Here is an 18,304-nt window from a genome sequence, read left to right as displayed (position 1 = left end):
TTGCAGGTGATGGCCGAGCGGACGCTTGAGCTCTGCCTCGAAAGAAATCGGCCGCCCGGAGGCGGCCGTTCCACGTCTGTCGCTCGAATTGCCTAGGCGTAATCGCTGCCGCCATCGTCGCCGCCGCCGAAGTCGCTGTCGTCGGCCATGTCGACGTTGTCGTCGTGATCGTCGTCGTAGTTCTGATCGTTGTTGTCCCGATCGTTCGACGCCTGGTCGGAGAAGCCCTGGCGGGAATCGCGGTTCGCGCCGATGTCGTCAAGGCCGGCATCGCGCGCAAGCGAGCCGCCGGACTGGTCGCTGCCGCCCCAAGGGCTTCCACCAGCGCTGCGGTCGCCGAGGGCATTGGCGTCGCCGAAGGCCTGCTGGTGCGATCCGCTCATCATGCCGCGGATGCTGGACAGCAGCAGCGAACCGCCGACGACGCCGGCCGCGGCCGCCGCGGCCGTGCCAAGAAACGAGCCGCCGCCACCGCCGACCGGCGGAGCGCCATAGCCCTGGCCTTGACCGTAAGCCTGTCCGTAGGGCGGCGCGCCGTAACCCGGCTGGCCCTGCTGCATCGCTCCGCCGCTGTTCCAGACGGGCCGCTGCTCACGCGGCGGCACGTTCGGAACCGAGCCGCGCGACGGGCCGCCGCCGAACAGCGTGTCGCGCATGGTGTCGAGGAAGCCGCCGGACTGTGCGGGCTCGGGCGCACGGGCCGCTTCCAGCTCCTGGATGCGGGCATTCGCGCGCTTCAGCGCCTCGTCCTGCACCAGCGTCGTCTGGACCAGCGCATAGACCGCGCCGGGCGCCTTGCGCAGCCCGTCGGAGATGGCGGCGATCGCGTCGGTATCACGCGGTGCATTTTCCAGTTTCGAAAGCCGGTCAAAAAGGTCGTCGACGAGCTGGCGTTCCTGCGGCGTCATGATCTGTCTCCTGAGCGCAAAACCAAGCGCGCAGGAGATGTAGGGTTCCATTGTGGCCCCAACAGTGCCGGCCGGATTAAATTTCGGTATGCGACAACCTGCCTCGCGGCTTGTTTTTCGCGGCTCATCCCAGGGTGACGCGGCTGTCCGCGAGCAGGTGCGCGAAGGCTTCGCCCGAGAGATAGGCGTGCTCGCGTTCGCGGACATCCGTCATGGGGTCGAGGCCGGCGAGGACATCGTCGACGAAGCCGGGATGGCACATCACGAGGCCGCCATCCGGCAAGCCTTCCAGGAATTGCCGCATCAGCTCGCCAAAATCGGCCGCCCGCGTGAAGTCATAGGCGCCGGCAAAGCCGGGATTGAAGCTGAGGCCGGCGCGGCCGGCGCGGCGGCGGAATTGCGCGCTAAGAATGTCGAGCACCATGGCCTTGGGGGAAGCCAGCCGCTGCGCCAGCGGCAGGTCGCGACCGCCCTGGCGCACCCAGGCGTTCGGCGCGGCATCAACGACCGCATCGACGAAGCCGTCGCGCACCTGCGGATAGAGTTGCACATGCTGATGGCCGTCGACGAAGTCGGGCGCGCGGCCGAACGCCTCCGCGAAGGCGGCGAGCTGCGCCTTCACCTCGTTGCGGAAGAATTCGCGGTCGAGCCGACGCAGCATTCCGGCGCGCAGCAGCTTGGGAAACGGCATGAACATGTCGCCGTCCAGCGGGCGGAAGTGCATGGTCAGGGGGCGGAACGGCGCCGACAGCGTCACGTGCAATCCGATCGCGCAGCGCGGGCTCGCCGTCGCGGACGCCTGGAGCGCCTCGATCTCACTGCGTTCGATTGCCGGACCCACCATCATCACCGAGGTGGCGTTGAGGCGGCCACGCTCGATCAGGTCGCGGATGGCGCGGTTGACGCCCGGGCTGATGCCGTAATCGTCGGCGCAGAGCCAGATCCGCCGCAGGTCCGCGGCCGCGCTCATTCAGCCGCCGTCCTCTTCGCGGCGTCGTCAGCCTTGTCAGTCTCGAAGTGCTTTTCACTGTGCTCGGCGACGAAGTAGATCGGGCGCGCCTTCAGCTCGGAGAGGATCTTGCCGATATATTCGCCGACGATGCCGATCATGATGAGCTGCACGCCGCCGATCGTCATCAGGCCGATCACGAGCGAAGGATAGCCGGGTACCTGCTTGCCGGTCGTGAACACCTCCCAGAGGATCGAAAGGCCGAACAGGAAGGCGCCTCCGGCGAGAATGACGCCGAGCAGACTGGCGAAGCGCAAGGGCGCCACCGAAAACGAGGTCAGGCCCTCGATCGACAGGCCAAGCAGGCTTGCGGCGTTGAAGGTGGTGACGCCATGGGCGCGCGCCGAGGGCTCGTAATCGACACGGATCTGGCGGAATCCGATCCAGCTGGCGAGGCCTTTGAAGAAGCGGTTGCGCTCGGGCAATTGCCTGAGCGCGGCGACAGCGCGCGGGGAGAGCAGGCGGAAGTCGCCGGCGTCCTCGGGAATCTTCTGGCGTGCGCCCCAATTGATCAGCGCATAGAAGCCGTGCACGGCGACGCGGCGCAGGAAGGTCTCGTTGTCGCGATGCGCCTTGGCGGTGTAGACGACGTCATAACCGTCTTCGATCCAGTGCCGCACCAGCTGTTCGATCAGGGCCGGCGGATGCTGGCCGTCACCGTCCATGAACATGACGGCGCCGAGCCGGGCATGGTCGAGGCCGGCCATCAGCGCCGCCTCCTTGCCGAAATTGCGCGACAGCGACACCACCTGGACGTCGATCGCGTCGGCCGGCAGGCTACGTGCGATCGCCAGCGTCGCATCTTTGCTGCCGTCGTCGACATAAACGATCTCGCAAGACAGCCGATAGCGCTCCCGCAAGGTTCTTGCGAGATCGCAAATGCGCTGATGCAGGGCGGCGAGGCCCGCCGCCTCGTTGTAGACGGGGACGACTATCGACAGTCCCTTCGCGGCGGCGCTGGCCGCATTGGTCGTCATGCCTGATACGTCAGAGCCCAGCGTCATCGATCAAGGTTCCAGAGGCGTTCAAAGTCATCTCAACAGCATATGGTAGCTGCGGTTTGCTGTCGCTACGCTGAACGGACCTGAGACTCACCGCCGCAGGAACGCCTCGAGCTTCGCGAACAGCGGGTTCTTCCGGTCGAACACGTAGTCGAGCGAGACCACCGAGACGTTCTCGGCGCCATGCTCGCGCAGGAAGCTCGCCAGCGCATAGAGCTGCCCCGGTGGGCAGTGCAACGTCAGCATGCCTGACGAGGTCGGTCCGCCGAACGGGGCCTCGACGCCGAACCGGCTATGGGCTTCGCCGAGCAGGGCGGCATCGCATTGCCGGAAGCGGGTGCGGACCTCGCGGTATTTGTTGGCCCGCGCCCTTGCCGCGATGTGATCGAGGATGATGCGTGCGGTCTCCCGCGCCTGCGGCGACCAATCGGCCTCTTTCGAAGCGACCAGATTGGCCTGGCTGCGCAGGATCACGCCGTCGTCGAGCACCCGCAAGCCGTTGGCGGCGAGCGTCGCGCCTGTCGTGGTGATGTCGACGATCAGCTCGGCGCTGCCGGCCGCAGGTGCGCCTTCGGTCGCGCCTGCGCTTTCGACGATGCGGTAATCGGTGATGCCGTGGGTCTGGAAGAACGCCCGGGTGAGATTGACGAACTTGGTCGCGACCCGCATCCGCATGTGGTGCTGCTCGCGGAAGCCGGTGGTGACGTCGTCGAGGTCGGCCATGGTGCGGACGTCGATCCAGGCCTGCGGCACCGCGACGACGACGTCGGCAAAGCCGAAGCCGAGCCCGTCGATCAGCGACACGCGGTTGTCGGCATCGGCAATGTTCTCGCGCACCAGGTCTTCCCCGGTGACGCCGAGATGCGCGAAGCCGCGGGACAATTGCGATGCGATCTCGCTCGCCGAGAGATAGGCGACCTCGACATTGTCGAGCCCTGCGATGGTGCCGCGATAGTCGCGGGCGCCGCCGGCCTTCGACAGCTTGAGGCCGGCACGGGCGAAGAAGGCCTCGGTGTTTTCCTGCAGGCGGCCCTTGGAAGGAACGGCCAGAACGAACGGCGCGCTCATGACTTAAGCTCCCACCTTGCGGCCGATCCGGTTCAGCGCATCCACCCAGACCGAGAAGCCGACTGCGGGAATAGGTTCAGCCGATCCGAGCTGGGTCATCAGCCCGTCATAGCGGCCGCCGGCGACCAGCGGCTCGGCGCCGTTGCCCCGGTGATGCAGCTCGAATTCGAAGCCGGTGTAATAGTCGAGGCCGCGTCCGAACGCGGTCGAAAAGCGCGTCTGCTTCACGTCGATGCCGCGCGCGGCCATGAAGCCGACCCGGCTTTCGAACTGGTCGATGGCCGCAGCAAGGTCGAGCTTGGCATCAATGGTGAGCGCGCGCAGCGCGGCGATGGCATCGTCGGGATTGCCTGCTATCGACAGGAAGCGCTTGAGCACGGTGATCGCCTCGCGCGGCAGCGCGCCGCCCTTCAGCGTCGATTGCTCGAGGAAGCGGTCGGCGATCTCGGCCGTGGTGCGGCCGCCGACATTGGTGGTGCCGGCGATCGACATCAGGTCGGTGACGAAGGCGAGCGCCGCCTTGCGGTCGGAGCCGGCAAGGGCTGCGAGCACGCCCTGATATTCGCTGCGCGTCGCGGTGGTTGCCGCCGCCAGCCGCTCCAGATCCTGCTCCAGGCTGATCTTGCGGTTGAAATCCTTGACCAGGCGGCGGCGCCAGACCGGATAGAGATCGAGCGCATCGAGCAGCGCGTTGAACAGCGCCACGTCGCCGGTGCGGATCTCGACGTCGCGGACGCCGAAGGCGGCCGTCGCCTCCAGCGCCAGCGCCAGCATCTCGGCGTCAGCCGCGGCGCGGTCCTGGCGGCCGAACGATTCGATGCCGGCCTGCAGGAATTCGCTGGCCTGGCCGCTGCGGTAACGAAACACCGGGCCAAGATAGCTGAACCCGGCTGGCTGGCCGGCGCGGCTGGAGGCGAGGTAGTCGCGGGCGACCGGAATGGTCAGGTCCGGGCGCAGGCAGAGCTCCTCGCCCGTGAGGTCCGTGGTCAGATAGAGGCTCTTGCGGATGTCCTCGCCGGAGAGGTCGAGGAACGGCTCGGCCGGTTGCAGGATCGCCGGCTCGGCCCTGACATAGCCGGCCTGCGCGAACGACAACAGCAGCGTATCCGCCCAGGCGGCGGAGCCGGCAGCATTTGAGGTGGCAGTCGCGGTCATGACAGAGGTCCATCGTCCCGGTGGAACCGGGCAGGGCAAGGGGAAGGCAGGAGTTGCGCAGCCCTTAGCATGGCCCGAAAGCGGTTTCGACCTCCAAAGGATCAATCGCTTAACGGTCGCCCAACTCATCGTCATGGCCGGGCTTGTCCCGGCCATGACGGCCTCCTGCGTTCGCAAATACGATCGCTCAGCGAACGCTAGGCGTTCTTGCCTCCCCAATCGCCCAGCACCGCCTGCACCAGCGCCAGCGCCGCCACGGCGGCCGTGTCGGCCCGCATGATCCGGGGGCCCAAGGCCAGCCGGAGGATCTTGGGCTGCCGCAGCAGCAGGGCCCGCTCTTCCTCGGCAAAGCCGCCTTCGGGGCCGATCAGGACGTCGATACCCTGGCCGGCCGCGCGCGCGGCTTGCAGGCTCTGGACCGGGTTTTCGACGTCCGCGGCCTCATCGCAGAAGATCAGCAGGCGGTCGGTCGGGCGCTGGCTGAGGAAGCGCTCCAAGGCGACCGGCTCGGCGACATTGGCGATGCTCAAAATGCCGCATTGCTCGGCGGCCTCGACGACATTGGCCCGCATCCGCTCGGTGTTGACCCGCGAGGCCTGGGTGAACCGGGTCAGGACCGGATGCAGCGCGGCGGCGCCCATCTCGATGGCCTTCTGGACCATGTAGTCGAGCCGGGCATGCTTCAGCGGGGCGAAGACGTAAGCGAGGTCGGCTAGCCGGTCCTGGGGCCGGGTCTGCTGGAGGATGAGAAGGCCGTCCGGTCGCTTGCGGCCTTCAATGGCGGCCTGCCACTCGCCGTCGCGGCCGTTGAACGCCAAAACCTCGGCCCCGGCGGCAAGCCGCAGCACGTTGCCGAGATAATTGCTCTGGTCGCGGTCGAGCGCGACCCTGGCGTCCTGGGCAAGGGGGGCGTCAACGAACAGGCGGGGGGCGCGAAAATCGTGGGAGGGCATCGTTCAAAAGTCCAATTCGGCGCCGTTATTAACCGAAAGCGGCCATTTTGGGGGTAAATATTGCCAGACCGCTGCGTCGGCGCGCCGCGCTCTTGCCCTATTCGGCGGGTTGTTAAGCGCCGGCGGGAATCGTAAAATCGCGAGCACGCTGGTTGCGCTTCTATTGGGAAGACGCTGGGCCCCGTAAGCTCCTGCCGGAGAGACTTTCTTGATGATCCGTCATTTGATGGTTCCGATCGCTGCCGCCATGGTCACCATGGGTGCCGCGGGGGCTTATGCGCAAAGCGCGTTCCCCGCGCCCCTGCCCAATCAGGCTCCCGCCAGTTCGGCGTTTCCGCCGGTGAACGGTTCGGCGCCGACCGCCTCGGTTGGTGCGGCTCCGCAATCGTCATTTCCCGTGAACGGCGCCGCGCCGATCGGTGGCCCCGGTGCTTTCGGCGCGGCTCCGCCGACGCAAGCCGGCCCCGGCGAGGACTGCATGAAGGCGTTCATGCCGTTGCGCGAAGAGGCCGAGAAGCGCGGCAAGCTGATCAAGGCCGCGAGCGACCGTCACGCGCCGCCGGACGAGGCCTGCAAGCTGATCCGCAATTTCAGCCAGGCCGAGACCAAGATGATCAAGTACATCGAGGGCAACGCCGCCAAATGCGGAATCCCGCCGCAGGTCGGTGCTCAGATGAAGGATGGTCACAAGAACACCGAGGCCATGGCGATCAAGGTCTGCAACGTCGCGACGCAGATGCAGCAGCAGCAGGCACGCCCCGCAGGCCCGTCGCTGAGCGAGGTGCTGGGGTCGGGCTCGGCGCCTGAGGCCAATGCCGGCAAGAAGGGCGGCAGCACCTTCGACACGCTCAACGGCAACGTCCTCACCCGATGAGCGACACATCCGCCCGCGTTGCCGATTCCACCGGCAACTGGGTCGATACGCTCGCGCCGCCATGGGCGCGGCCTTACCTCCGATTGTCCCGCTTCGATCGTCCGATCGGCTCCTGGCTGCTCTTGATGCCATGCTGGTGGTCGGCGGCGCTCGCGAGCGGCATGGCGCATGACGTCCGCGGACTGCCGCTTACCATCGTGCTGTTCTTCATCGGCGCCTTCGTCATGCGCGGCGCAGGCTGCACCTGGAACGACATCACCGATCGCGACCTCGATGACAAGGTCGAGCGCACCCGCTCGCGGCCGCTGCCGTCGGGGCAGGTGAGCACGAAGCAGGCGCTGGCCTTCATGGTCGTGCAGGCGCTGATCGGCCTTCTGGTGCTGCTGCAGTTCAACCGCTTCGCGATCGCGACCGGCATCGCATCGCTCCTGATCGTCGCGATCTATCCCTTCATGAAGCGGATCACCTGGTGGCCGCAGATCGTGCTCGGGCTTGCCTTCTCCTGGGGCGCGTTGATGGGATTTGCCGTCACCTTCGGCCGCATCGACCTCACCGCGCTGGTGCTCTATGCCGGCGCGATTTCCTGGGTGATCGGCTATGACACGATCTACGCGCATCAGGACGCCGAGGACGACGCGCTGATCGGCATCAAGTCCACCGCACGCCTGTTCGGCGCCCATACGCACCAGGCGCTGATCCTGTTCTACGGGTTGTCGGTGATGCTGATCGGCGTCGCGCTGGCCTCAGGTGAGGCGCGCTGGCCGGCCTGGCTCGGGCTCGCCGCCTTCGCCGCGCATCTGGCGCGGCAGATCGTGCGTTTGCGGATCGAGGATCCCGAGCTGTGTCTGCGTCTGTTCAAGTCGAACAAGCATGCGGGCTTGCTGCTGTTCGCGGGATTGCTCGCGGACGCGGTGATGCGGTCGGCGTGACGCGACTGCGTAGGGTGGATTAGCGAAGCGTAATCCACCAACTTCTATCCGAGTGGAAAGCAAAGAGGTGGGTTACGCCGAGCGATTGCGCTCCGCGCTATCGCAGGGCTAACCCACCTACGGCACCTTCAATTCCGCGCGATGATCTCGCGTTCTTCGCGATGAACCGGCAGCTCGCGCGCCACACCCGGGCGCCTGCGCATCAAGAATTTCGGGCGGCGGGCGCGTATCGCATTGGCGCGGCGGCGGCGGGCTGCAGGCTTGCACGCGCCTTCATCGAGTTGCGGCAGCGCGAACAGCTCGCTCCAGATCGCCCAGGCCTCATTGAGCTCGTCGCCATCGGCCCCGACCAGCAGCGGCACGGAGAGCGAGGGATCGCGATGCACGAGGACGAGGGCTTGTGCCTCGTCGTTGCCGCGCAGCGCGACGCCGATGAAGTCGCTGACGCGGACGTTGATCGCCATCTGCATGCCGCGGACGGCACGGCGCAGCACGACACGTTCGCGATGAAGCTCGATCTGCCTGACATATCCGTCGGCGCGCGGGTCATGCGCATCGAAGCGGACCGGAAGGGAAAGAGGGTCGAGCCGCAGAGAGCGGCTCGACCCGGCGGGGTTGACCCCGCATGTTGCTGTTTGACGCCTCACGGCTTTCGTTCTCCCCGCCGGGATTATGTTCCCGGTCGATGCGAGGACCTTAGCGCGCGCCCTTCCGAAACCGCTTAAAAAGGCTGGTTAACCCACCGTCACTGCTCCTCATGATTGACAAGACCTTGGCGCGCATGATTGACGAGACGTTGCGCCGATGGTGCGAATCTGAGCTTTTGGCGGGCTGAAAATGCTTGAAGTCCGCGCGATCAGGGCACATCTGTGGGTTCCGGCCCCGCACCCCGCCCCAACAGGATTTCGTTCGTGAACTCTTCACCATCCGCAAGCTCGACCACAGCCCATCGCGACCTGTTCGATCAGTCCGCGCTCTCCGATCTCGCGCAGCGGCTGGTCGAGGCGGCCAAGCGCGCGGGCGCGGACGCAGCCGACGCGGTCGCGGTGCGCGGCGTCTCGCAAGGCGTCGAGGTGCGCGACGGGCGCGTCGAGGAATCCGAGCGCTCGGAGGGCGACGATGTCGGCCTGCGCGTGCTGGTCGGCCAGCGCCAGGCGGTGGTCTCGACCAACGACGTCAGCGGCGATGCCGTGACCAAGCTTGCCGAACGCGCGGTCGCGATGGCGCGCGTCGCGCCCGACGACAAATATGTCGGCCTCGCCGATCCCGCGCTGCTCGCGCGCGACTTCCCCGATCTCGATCTGCTCGATCCCGACGTGCCCGCCACCAGCGAGCTCGAGCGTCGCGCGCTCGCGGCCGAAGCTGCCGCGCTCGGCGTGAAGGGCGTGACCAAATCCGGCGGCGCTTCGGCCTCCGCCGGGATCGGCGGCATGGTGCTCGTCACCTCGACCGGCTTCCACGGCTCTTATCTCCGCTCCAGCCAGGGGATTTCGGCCACCGCCATCTCGGGCGAGGGCACCGGCATGGAGCGCGACTACGATTTCACCTCGGCACCGCACGCCGCCGATCTGTTGTCGCCTGAGGTCGTCGGCCGCTCCGCCGGCGAGCGCACCGTGGCGCGCTCCAATCCGCGCAAGGTCGAGACCTGCAAGGTGCCGGTGGTGTTCGATCCGCGCGTTGCCGGCTCGCTGGTCGGCCATGTCGTCGGCGCCATCAACGGCGCCTCGATCGCGCGCAAGACCAGCTTCCTGAAGGACAAGCTAGGCCAGCAGCTGTTTGAGAAGAACATCCGCATCATCGACGATCCCCTGCGCAAGCGCGGCCTGCGCTCGCAGACCTTCGACGCCGAGGGCGTCGCGGTGAAGAAAACCGCGCTGATCGACGAGGGCGTGCTGACGACTTGGCTGCTCGATTGCGCCACCGCGCGCGAACTCGGCCTTGCCACCACCGGCCACGCCCATCGCGGCGTCTCCTCCTCGCCCTCGCCGGGGCCCTACAATCTGCATCTCGAACCCGGCACACCGAGCCCCGCCGAGCTGATCTCCGACATCAAGCAAGGCTTCTACGTCACCGATCTGATCGGCTCCGGCGTCAACGGCGTTACCGGCGATTACAGCCGCGGCGCCTCCGGCTTCTGGATCGAGAACGGCGAGATCACCTATCCCGTCAGCGAGGTGACGATCGCCGGCCATCTGTTCGAGATCTTCAAGTCAATGCAGCCCGCGAACAATCTCGAGTTCCGCTACGGCATCAATGCGCCGACGGTGCGCATCGAGGGTTTGACCCTTGGCGGACGTTGACGCGAACGACACGATCCTGACGCGCGACGCCGCGCTGCTGCAGGACACGGTGCGAGAAGCGGGCGCGCTGGCGCAGTCGATGTTCCGCACCGAGCTGAAGAAGTGGACCAAGGGCGCCTCCTCGCCGGTCTCGGAAGCCGACATCGCCGTCAACGATCTGCTCGAAACGCGCTTGCGCAGCGCGACGCCGGATTATGGCTGGCTCTCGGAGGAGAGCGCCGATGACGCAGCCCGGCTGTCGCGGCGGCTGACCTGGATCGTCGATCCCATCGACGGCACTCGCAACTACCTCAACGGCCATGACGATTGGTGCGTCAGCGTCGCGCTGGTTGAGGATGCCTCGCCCGTGCTGGCCGCGGTGTTCGCGCCGACCAGCGGCGAGTTCTTCTTCGCCGCGCGCGGCCGAGGCACGACGCTCAACGCCGTCCCGGTGCGGGCGACCTCCGGAGCCGAACTGGACTTTGCCCGCGTCGCCGGCCCCAAACCCCTGGTCGAGCGCCTGAAGCCGTCACTCGGCGACATCAAGCTGCATCCGCGAATCGGCTCGCTGGCGCTGCGCCTGTGCCGGGTCGCCCATGGCGCGCTGGATGCGGCTTTTGCGGGGGGCAACAGCCATGATTGGGACCTTGCGGCGGCCGATTTGATCGTGCAGGAAGCCGATGGTAGGATGAGCGACCTCTCCGGAGAACCCATCCTCTATAACCGCCGGGAAGTGGCGCACGGAGTGCTGGTGGCAGCGGGGCGCGATCGTCATGCGGGCATTGTCGCGCATTTTCGAAACCGCCCCTTGGCCTGAAGCGCTCGTCGTCGTGCCTGTCGAACATTGCTTTGCCGGGCAGCCCGTTAGGAACAGAACTGATGCCAGATAGTGCCCCGCAACAACTGCTTCACCTCGTGATCGGCGGCGAGCTCGTCGATCTTGAGCAGAACATCTTCAAGAATCTCGACGACGTCGAGATCGTCGGCCTCTATCCGAATTATGCGACCGCCCACACCGCCTGGCGGGCCAAGGCGCAGAGCACGGTCGACAATGCGCAGATGCGCTATTTCATCGTCCATCTCCATCGGCTGCTCGACCCGAATCAAGAACCGGCGCGTTGAAAAGACTGCTTCGCAATACGCTGCGAAGCAGCTGGTTTCAGCGTGCCGTCGGGGTTCTGGCGGCCGAATATCTGCGTCTGGTCTGGCGGACCAACAAATTCACGTTCGATCCGCCCGACGTCTATGAACGCGTCGAGCCGCAGATCCCCGCGATCTTCGCGTTCTGGCACGGCCAGCATTTCCTCACCCCCTTCATCAAGAACAAGGAATCCTACCGGGCCAAGGTCCTGATCTCCCGTCACCGCGACGGCGAGTTCAACGCCATCGCGGTGGACCGGCTCGGCATCGGCCTGATCCGCGGTTCCGGCGACCATGGCAGCGCCTTCCACCGCAAGGGCGGGGTCGGCGCCTTCAAGGAAATGGTGCGGACGCTCCAGGACGGTTGTAATGTCGCGCTGACCGCCGATGTCCCCAAGCGCGCGCGCGTGGCCGGGCTCGGCATCATCATGCTGGCACGGGAATCCGGGCGGCCGATCATGCCTTTCGCGATGGCGACCAGCCGCTTCATCCGGCTGAAGAACTGGGACCGCACCACCATCAATCTGCCATTCGGGCGGGGCGCCTTGGTCGGCATCAGGGAAATCCACGTTCCCGCGGATGCCGACGCCGCCACGATGGAAGCGTTGCGGCTGGAGCTGGAAGAGACGTTGAACGAGGCGACCCGCCGCGCCTATGCGCAACTCGGCCGCCCGGGGCCGCAAGATGCCTAAATCGCTGCCCATTGCGCTGCCGATGACGCTGCGGATGTATCGGCGCCTGGCCTCCGGCCTGGTGCCGCTTGCGCCTGCGCTGATCAAGCGGCGGCTCAGGCAGGGCAAGGAAGACCCCGCGCGCGTCGGCGAGCGGCGCGGCCTGTCGCGGGACGTGCGGCCGCATGGTCCCCTGGTCTGGATCCACGGTGCCAGTGTCGGCGAGGTCCTGGCCGCGGGGGCGCTGATCGAGCGTTTGCGCGATCTCAATCTGCGCATCCTGCTCACCTCGGGCACCGTCACCTCGGCCGCGGTGGTCGCCAAGCGATTTCCGCCCGACGTCATCCATCAATACGTGCCGTATGATTCCCCGCGTTACGTCGCGCGCTTCCTGGACCATTGGAAGCCGTCGCTGGCGCTGTTCATCGAATCCGATTTGTGGCCGAACCTGATCCTCGCCGGCGCGGCACGCCGGGTGCCGATGGTGCTGATCAACGGGCGGATGTCGCCACGCTCCTTTCCGCGCTGGCAGCGCATGCACGGCACCATCTCGGCGCTGCTGTCGCGCTTCGATATCTGTCTGGCGCAGTCGAAGACCGACGCCGAGCGCTTCTCTGCGCTCGGCGGCCGCGACGTCGTCACGACAGGGAATCTCAAGCTCGACGTGCCGGCGCCGCCCGCCGATCCCGGCAAGCTCGAGCGGTTGATGGCGATGACGCGCGGGCGGCCGATCATCGTCGCGGCCTCGACCCATCCGGGCGAGGACGAGATGCTGGTTGCGGCGCATCGCAGCCTGGTCGGCTTCTTCCCGCAGCTCCTCACAATGATCGTGCCGCGCCATCCCGATCGCGGCTCTTCGATCGCAGGCCTTGTCACGGCCTCGGGCTTGACGCCGGCGTTGCGCTCGCGCGAGGAGCTGCCGACCGCAACGACCGACATCTATATCGCCGACACCATGGGCGAGCTCGGCCTGTTCTATCGCCTCTCGCCAATCGTGTTCATGGGCGGATCGCTGATCCGCCATGGCGGGCAAAATCCGATCGAGGCGATCAAGTTAGGGGCCGCCATCGTTCATGGTCCGCACGTGTTCAACTTCGCCGATGTCTTCGCGGCGCTCGATACGAGCGGCGCGGCGCGGCAGGCCGACACGCAGGAATCGCTGGTCAAGCAGCTCGGCCAGTTGCTGGCCGATCCCGCCCTGCGCGAGAAGATGCAGCGCGCAGGCACCGGCGTGGTCGAGCAGCTCGGCGGCGCGCTAGATCGCACCATGACGGCGCTCGAGCCCTATCTGCTGCAATTGCGGATCGAGATGGGGGCTGCCAATGCGTGAGCCGGCCTTCTGGTACCGGCCACGCTCTCTTCCGTCGTATGCGTTATGGCCGCTCGGAGCGCTCTACGGCGCGATTGCCGAACGGCGCATGCTGCGCCAGGGCGCGGACGCCGGCCTTCCCGTGATCTGCGTCGGCAATTACCATGTCGGAGGCGCCGGCAAGACCCCGACCGTGCTGGCGCTGACCAAGCTGCTGCGCGAGCTTGGCGAGACGCCGGTGGTGCTCAGCCGCGGCTATGGCGGGCGTCTGAAAGGCCCAGTCATGGTCGGCCGCGAACGCCACACCGCTGCCGATGTCGGCGACGAACCCTTGATGATGGCGCGCGACGTCCCGGTCGCGGTCGCGCGCGATCGCCTCGACGGGGTCGCGCTGGCGAAGTCGCAGGGCGCGACCGTGATCGTGATGGACGACGGTTTTCAGAATCCGCGCCTGCTCAAGGACGCCTCGTTGATCGTGATCGACAGCGAGCGGGGCCTCGGCAACGGCAAGGTGTTTCCCGCCGGCCCCTTGCGCGCGCCGCTGCAGGCCCAGCTTGCGCGCACCGACGCGCTGGTCTTGATCGGCGACGGCCGCGCCGCCAACGATGTCGCCGCCGAGCTCGCCAAGCGCAACAAGCCCGAGCTGCGCGCACGGTTGATGCCGGATGCGGCCTCGCTCGCGCGGCTGCTCGGCCAGAAGGTCTTCGCCTTTGCCGGCATCGGCGATCCCGAACGCTTCTTCCGCACCCTTCGAGCCTGCGGCATCGAGGTCGCGCGCACGCGCGCCTTCGCCGATCATCACATGTTCTCGGGCGACGAGATCTCGGCCCTTACGGCGGAGGCCCAGCGCGAGCAGCTCACGCTGGTGACGACGGAAAAGGACCTCGCACGCCTGCGCGGCAGAGAGGATGTGCCTGACGACATCGTGCCGTTTGCCGTCCAGCTCGAGTTCGACGACCCGGACGCGCTGCGGCGGCTCATCAGCGATCATCTCTACAAGGCGCGCGAGCGACGATTCAGCAGGCGATGATCTCGCAGAGAGGCAAGGCTATTCCGCGAAGATTGCGCCTCGCTCTCCTGCGCGAAGGCAACGTGTGATGGAGAATTAATTAGCGCGATGCGATGTGTGAACCGAGCTGTCATGTCGCGGCTGACAAAGTCTCTTCCGCAAATTCGGGAGTTGATGTAGCCTTCCATGAGAGCCGTCACCGGGACGTGCCGAACTTCCGGAAATCATCGGCGGCGTTTATGCCCACGGCGGGCAGTGTATCTTCATCATTTCAGATGCGACGGCCGTAACGACAGCTCGGAACGGCAGGAAGAGGTATTGCTAAGAGTTCAGAGGAGAACATGCCATGCATTTTTGCCTCACCGGACAATACACGCCACACGCGCTCAACGCCATCCTGGAAAATCCCACGACCAATCGCCAGGAAGCGGCCAGGAAACTTATCGAGGCGGCCGGCGGAAAGCTGATTTCGATGTACAGCGTTGCGACCGACGGCCCAGGCGTTCTGGTGATTTTCGATGTGCCTGATCCGGGTGCGGCTCCGGCCATTTCCGGACTGACCGTTACGGCAGGCACCCTGCAGAACGTGAAACTGACTCGGTTGTTCACGCAGGACGAGATCAAGCAGGTTCGCCAGAACGCGGCGAAGCTGCGTTCTTCGTATACGCCGCCCGGAGGCTGATATCCGGACCTAGAGCGAAGCCGCCGCAGGCGTTGCAGGCGGCGGCAACGCTCTCATCCCAGAAACAATCACGTCTGCAAGCCGAAGCGAGGCGAAGGTCTGGCGTCCATCGACGGACGTTGCAGTCCGGCGCGTGCTGCGTCCGGTGCCAAGGGGCGGATTGAACGTGCTTGCCGGCGGCCTCGGTCCCCCACGGCGATCGTGCTTCAGCAGTCGGTTATGCTCACCACGCCCCGGCGGCCATCATTCCGATAATGGTCAGGCACGAGAGGCAGGCCACCATGACAGTATAGTATTCGGGTGTATTCATTGCAGGCTCCCAAACTGTCGCCAATTGCTTGGTCATTGCTACGCGGGAGAGGTTGCCCGCCGTCGGGCCGCTTCAGTACGGCGCGCGGTGATCGGGTCTGCGATGTATGTCCGTCTCGTCATCGTCACCCCGATCTGCAGGATGATGATCCACGTCCAGAGCTTGAGCGCGTTCAGTTGCGATCAGAAGCTGTTTCCGCATTTCAACAAGACGGGCGCGGCAATATTCACGATAGAGCAACTCTAATATGGCGGGCATGATCACCCCCATCGTTTGACTTGATATTCCGACGCGAATTTTCGCGGTGAACGTAGCCCTCAAATTGACTCTTCGATATGAGCCCGTTCACAGACTGCGCCAATTCCAAAGCTCAATGGCCGTTTGGTTGACTTGATTGTCTGTGCGATAAAAGGAGCAGGGCCAGTTACCTAACATGCAAGTATAACAGCCCTCTGTTTCACCAAGACTTCGTCGAACAACTTAAGGGCGCCGAATCGCAACAAAGAATCCAACCACAGCGCGAAATGACTAACCACTGAGTGCACGCACTGTTCGATGCAACGCGGAGCGGCGTGGCGGAGATCATCGGCGGTGAGGCTGGCAAATCAGGCGCGAGAGCGGCGATTCGGCGCGCGATGATAGCAGGGGCGGCAAAGCTGCCCGTTGCACGGTCTCAGCTCGGGAAGCATGCCCGGCCGGTCAGTGTCATCGGGGACAGGTTGAGGATCTGCGGAAACTCAAACGAATAATTCGCGCTGACCTGGTTGCCACACGTCGCCGTGGAATAGGTGAACGTCCCCGCGGGGAGCGTGAGGCCGAAGGCCTGCTGGGCAGCGTAGCTCGTGATGGTGTTGCTGCTCGAGCAGAGCGTGGTGTTGACGGTGGCGCAGCGCGCCGCCATTTCGCTGCCATGCTGGATTCCCAGCTGAGTCCAGAACAGCAGTCCGCATTCGATGATGCCAAATATGAAAAGGAAGAACACGGGAGCGGTCAGCGCAAATTCCAGCGCCGACGTACCCCGCGTGTCGCGCCATAGTGCCGTGAGTTTCACTGCAACCTCGCAGTGGATTGCGCGGTGTAAGTGTAGGTGGCCGCCACGACCTGGTAATCGATGATCGTATAATACGTCGCCCGCGCCGAGACCGTCGTATATGTTCCGGCCTGCGCACCGCCGGTGCAGACCGTTCCGCAGGTGGCGGCGCTGACTCCCGCACTCGTTGGACAACCGCAAAATTGGACCGGCGGAGGTGAAGCGGTGATGTTCGTCGCATTGGTGGCACTTGCGACGGCGTTCGAAATGCCGCTGGCGTCGAAGCCGCGCGCAATCGCGTATTGGGCTCCCGCTTGTGCGGCATTCTCGACCTGCATCTTGCGATAGAGCGCAAGCCCGATGTCCGTAACCGAAACGACCATCAGAGACAGCAGCGGGACCAGGATGCCGAATTCGGCAGCCGCGACGCCCCGTTGATCGCTGCCGGCAGCGCGCGCGTGCCTCGCGAGAGAACCAAGCAATCGACGGCGATACTTTGATGAGAGGTTCTGGATTTGCATCGGTCCAAGCCTCATTCGATGAGCTGTGCGGTTTGTGAACCTATCGTCGCGGTGCCGAGCGCGGTACAATTGACCTGGAGGTTCGACGTGCCGCTGAACGTCAGCGTGTCCGCGATGATCTTGGTGCAGGATGTGCTCGTGCCGTTGCCGCCACTGAAGCTGAGGTTGGCCTTTGGCAGGTAGATGGCACCGCCGAAATTCTGCGTGCTGCCACCGGTGAGATTGAAGGCTGTCCCGGCCGGCATGTTGCGGTCGCCGTACATGACGATGCCCTTCGTGGCGCCGCTGGTCGGCGCCGTCAGGTCGATGGTGGCGTTGCTGCCGATCGAGGCGGTCCCCCAGTTGCTCCCCGAGCCCGTAAACACCAGGGTGACGCCGCTGCCGGTGATGGTGGCGTTTCCGGCGACGCTCAAGTTGGCCCCGTCCAGATAATAGATGCCTGGATTCAGGTTCAGGACTGCGCCGGCATTGACCGTGATGCTGCCCGCGTAGCAGCCTGGGTCGAGCGAGTTCGTCTTTCCGTTGGCGTTGACCGTGATCTTGGCGTTGGTGCAGCTCGGCTTGGCGGGAGGAGAGACGTTGGCGTAGGGATCGGCGACGGCCGCGACGTGCGTCTTGATCCCGTTGGTCGCGGTGATGCTGCTCGAACCAGAGACATCGCCAACCACGCCGACCTGGTTTGCCGCGACCGAGGCGCTGCCGGCGACGTTGAGCGAGGGGCTTGCGCTGGAGTTGCTGTAAAGGTTGCACTTGATCAGGTTGAGCTGGTTGCCGCCACTGACGTTGACAGCGGGACTTGCGCCCGAGTTGAGCGCGAGGACGCAGCCTGTCCCGGAATTCGGCAAGGCGACCGAGCGTGCGGTGATGAGCACGGAATCCGATCCGAACAAAGCTGACAGCAGGCGCTGCTGCGGCTGACTCACGATGACTTCGATGGCCTGCGAATTCGATACATTGTTGCCGGTCTTCGGGGGCTGGTTCACCGTGACCGTGACGTTGCCCGTCCCATTGGCGTAGCCGTAGTTTGCCGTCACCGCATTGGCTTCGGATGAGGGGTCGCCGCCTGCACTCGCAGCCGTCGCAGCGCTGACTGCGCCGGAATCTGCCGCGCTCTGCATGTTCTTGTGTTTGTAGTACCACCAGCCCACTTCCGTTCCGAGGCCGGCGGTGCCGACCAGGACCGGCATCAGCAGCGCGGAAATGATCACATAGCTGCCCGACTCGTCGCGGGCGAACCGTTCAAGCAGGTGAATCGTTCGGTCGCGCCGTCGAGCACGACCTTTTGAGCTCAAAGATGCACCGAACGAACGGGTGAAAGATCTCCGGAGGTCCATGCGTTCCTGCCCACTTGCCACTTTTTCCCGAAAGCAGTGTGATGCGGGCGGATTAAATGCGCCCCAATGGAAGCAGGACAATTTTAAGTATCGGCGGACATTCAGCCGACATTCATGGCCAG

The 18,304-nt window shown here is 65.4% G+C and carries 19 protein-coding genes; 9 read left to right on the top strand and 10 right to left on the bottom strand.

Annotated features, from left to right (window positions below):
• Positions 1-92 precede the first annotated feature (92 nt).
• The 6 genes from XH84_RS16885 to XH84_RS16860 all read right to left on the bottom strand — a co-directional run bounded on the left by XH84_RS16885 (position 93) and on the right by XH84_RS16860 (position 6,094).
• Entirely contained in the window at positions 93-908 is an 816-nt protein-coding gene (locus tag XH84_RS16885) for a DUF2076 domain-containing protein (RefSeq protein ID WP_128921609.1), read from the bottom strand.
• Between the two features lie 124 nt (positions 909-1,032).
• A complete protein-coding gene (locus XH84_RS16880; protein WP_128921608.1) occupies positions 1,033-1,878 on the bottom strand; it encodes a ChbG/HpnK family deacetylase in 846 nt (281 codons plus the stop codon).
• On the bottom strand, positions 1,875-2,921 hold the full coding sequence (locus XH84_RS16875) for a glycosyltransferase family 2 protein (protein ID WP_128921607.1): 1,047 nt from the start codon (positions 2,919-2,921) through the stop codon (positions 1,875-1,877). Before XH84_RS16875 ends, XH84_RS16880 begins: the two co-directional genes overlap by 4 nt.
• An 87-nt stretch (positions 2,922-3,008) precedes the next feature.
• Positions 3,009-3,986, bottom strand: coding sequence for an ATP phosphoribosyltransferase (gene hisG, locus XH84_RS16870; RefSeq protein ID WP_128921606.1), 978 nt, complete (start codon positions 3,984-3,986; stop codon positions 3,009-3,011).
• Positions 3,987-3,989: 3 nt separating this feature from the next.
• Positions 3,990-5,141, bottom strand: a complete 1,152-nt coding sequence (locus tag XH84_RS16865) for an ATP phosphoribosyltransferase regulatory subunit (protein WP_128921605.1) — start codon at positions 5,139-5,141, stop codon at positions 3,990-3,992.
• Positions 5,142-5,338: 197 nt separating this feature from the next.
• Positions 5,339-6,094 carry a 16S rRNA (uracil(1498)-N(3))-methyltransferase gene (locus XH84_RS16860; RefSeq protein WP_128921604.1) on the bottom strand — a complete coding sequence of 252 codons (756 nt, stop codon included), beginning with the start codon at positions 6,092-6,094 and terminating at the stop codon, positions 5,339-5,341.
• A gap of 211 nt (positions 6,095-6,305) precedes the next feature.
• On the opposite strand from XH84_RS16860, the gene XH84_RS16855 reads away from it, so the two are divergent.
• Together XH84_RS16855 and ubiA are read left to right on the top strand one after the other, a co-directional pair.
• The gene (locus tag XH84_RS16855; protein ID WP_128921603.1) at positions 6,306-6,968 is read left to right on the top strand and encodes a hypothetical protein; all 663 of its coding nucleotides are present in this window, start codon (positions 6,306-6,308) and stop codon (positions 6,966-6,968) included.
• A complete protein-coding gene (ubiA, locus tag XH84_RS16850) occupies positions 6,965-7,897 on the top strand; it encodes a 4-hydroxybenzoate octaprenyltransferase (RefSeq protein ID WP_128921602.1) in 933 nt (310 codons plus the stop codon). Before XH84_RS16855 ends, ubiA begins: the two co-directional genes overlap by 4 nt.
• Positions 7,898-8,025: 128 nt before the next feature.
• On the opposite strand, the gene XH84_RS16845 is transcribed toward ubiA, so the two are convergent.
• Complete coding sequence (locus XH84_RS16845; protein ID WP_128921601.1) at positions 8,026-8,544, bottom strand: DUF6101 family protein; 519 nt, start codon at positions 8,542-8,544, stop codon at positions 8,026-8,028.
• Between the two features lie 264 nt (positions 8,545-8,808).
• Between XH84_RS16845 and XH84_RS16840 the strand changes: the two genes are divergently transcribed.
• The 7 genes from XH84_RS16840 to XH84_RS16810 all read left to right on the top strand — a co-directional run bounded on the left by XH84_RS16840 (position 8,809) and on the right by XH84_RS16810 (position 14,987).
• Positions 8,809-10,197 (top strand): TldD/PmbA family protein, encoded by a 1,389-nt coding sequence (locus tag XH84_RS16840; protein WP_164936518.1) that lies wholly within the window; start codon positions 8,809-8,811, stop codon positions 10,195-10,197.
• Entirely contained in the window at positions 10,184-10,993 is an 810-nt protein-coding gene (locus XH84_RS16835) for a 3'(2'),5'-bisphosphate nucleotidase CysQ (RefSeq protein WP_128921599.1), read from the top strand. Before XH84_RS16840 ends, XH84_RS16835 begins: the two co-directional genes overlap by 14 nt.
• A 62-nt stretch (positions 10,994-11,055) precedes the next feature.
• Positions 11,056-11,298 (top strand): DUF4170 domain-containing protein, encoded by a 243-nt coding sequence (locus XH84_RS16830; RefSeq protein ID WP_128921598.1) that lies wholly within the window; start codon positions 11,056-11,058, stop codon positions 11,296-11,298.
• Entirely contained in the window at positions 11,295-12,008 is a 714-nt protein-coding gene (locus XH84_RS16825) for a lysophospholipid acyltransferase family protein (protein WP_128921597.1), read from the top strand. The genes XH84_RS16830 and XH84_RS16825 overlap by 4 nt, the downstream gene beginning before the upstream one ends.
• Positions 11,971-13,317, top strand: a complete 1,347-nt coding sequence (locus XH84_RS16820) for a 3-deoxy-D-manno-octulosonic acid transferase (protein WP_128921596.1) — start codon at positions 11,971-11,973, stop codon at positions 13,315-13,317. The genes XH84_RS16825 and XH84_RS16820 overlap by 38 nt, the downstream gene beginning before the upstream one ends.
• A complete protein-coding gene (lpxK, locus tag XH84_RS16815; RefSeq protein ID WP_128921595.1) occupies positions 13,310-14,326 on the top strand; it encodes a tetraacyldisaccharide 4'-kinase in 1,017 nt (338 codons plus the stop codon). The genes XH84_RS16820 and lpxK overlap by 8 nt, the downstream gene beginning before the upstream one ends.
• Positions 14,327-14,651: 325 nt before the next feature.
• Positions 14,652-14,987 (top strand): GYD domain-containing protein, encoded by a 336-nt coding sequence (locus XH84_RS16810; RefSeq protein WP_128921594.1) that lies wholly within the window; start codon positions 14,652-14,654, stop codon positions 14,985-14,987.
• 983 nt (positions 14,988-15,970) lie between these two features.
• On the opposite strand, the gene XH84_RS16800 is transcribed toward XH84_RS16810, so the two are convergent.
• From XH84_RS16800 to XH84_RS16790, 3 genes are read right to left on the bottom strand one after another with little or no spacing between them, the layout of a single operon-like run.
• The gene (locus XH84_RS16800) at positions 15,971-16,348 is read right to left on the bottom strand and encodes a TadE/TadG family type IV pilus assembly protein (protein ID WP_245471761.1); all 378 of its coding nucleotides are present in this window, start codon (positions 16,346-16,348) and stop codon (positions 15,971-15,973) included.
• Positions 16,345-16,809: a TadE/TadG family type IV pilus assembly protein gene (locus XH84_RS16795; RefSeq protein WP_283810301.1), complete on the bottom strand. Its 465-nt coding sequence runs from the start codon at positions 16,807-16,809 to the stop codon at positions 16,345-16,347. The genes XH84_RS16800 and XH84_RS16795 overlap by 4 nt, the downstream gene beginning before the upstream one ends.
• A gap of 50 nt (positions 16,810-16,859) precedes the next feature.
• Positions 16,860-18,263, bottom strand: coding sequence for a TadE/TadG family type IV pilus assembly protein (locus XH84_RS16790; RefSeq protein ID WP_245471759.1), 1,404 nt, complete (start codon positions 18,261-18,263; stop codon positions 16,860-16,862).
• Between the last annotated feature and the right edge of the window lie 41 nt (positions 18,264-18,304).

It is taken from the genome of Bradyrhizobium nanningense (assembly GCF_004114535.1).
Lineage (GTDB): Bacteria > Pseudomonadota > Alphaproteobacteria > Rhizobiales > Xanthobacteraceae > Bradyrhizobium > Bradyrhizobium nanningense.
Note: the sequence above shows the minus strand (reverse complement) of the source record. Positions and strands in the feature narration are given on the sequence as shown.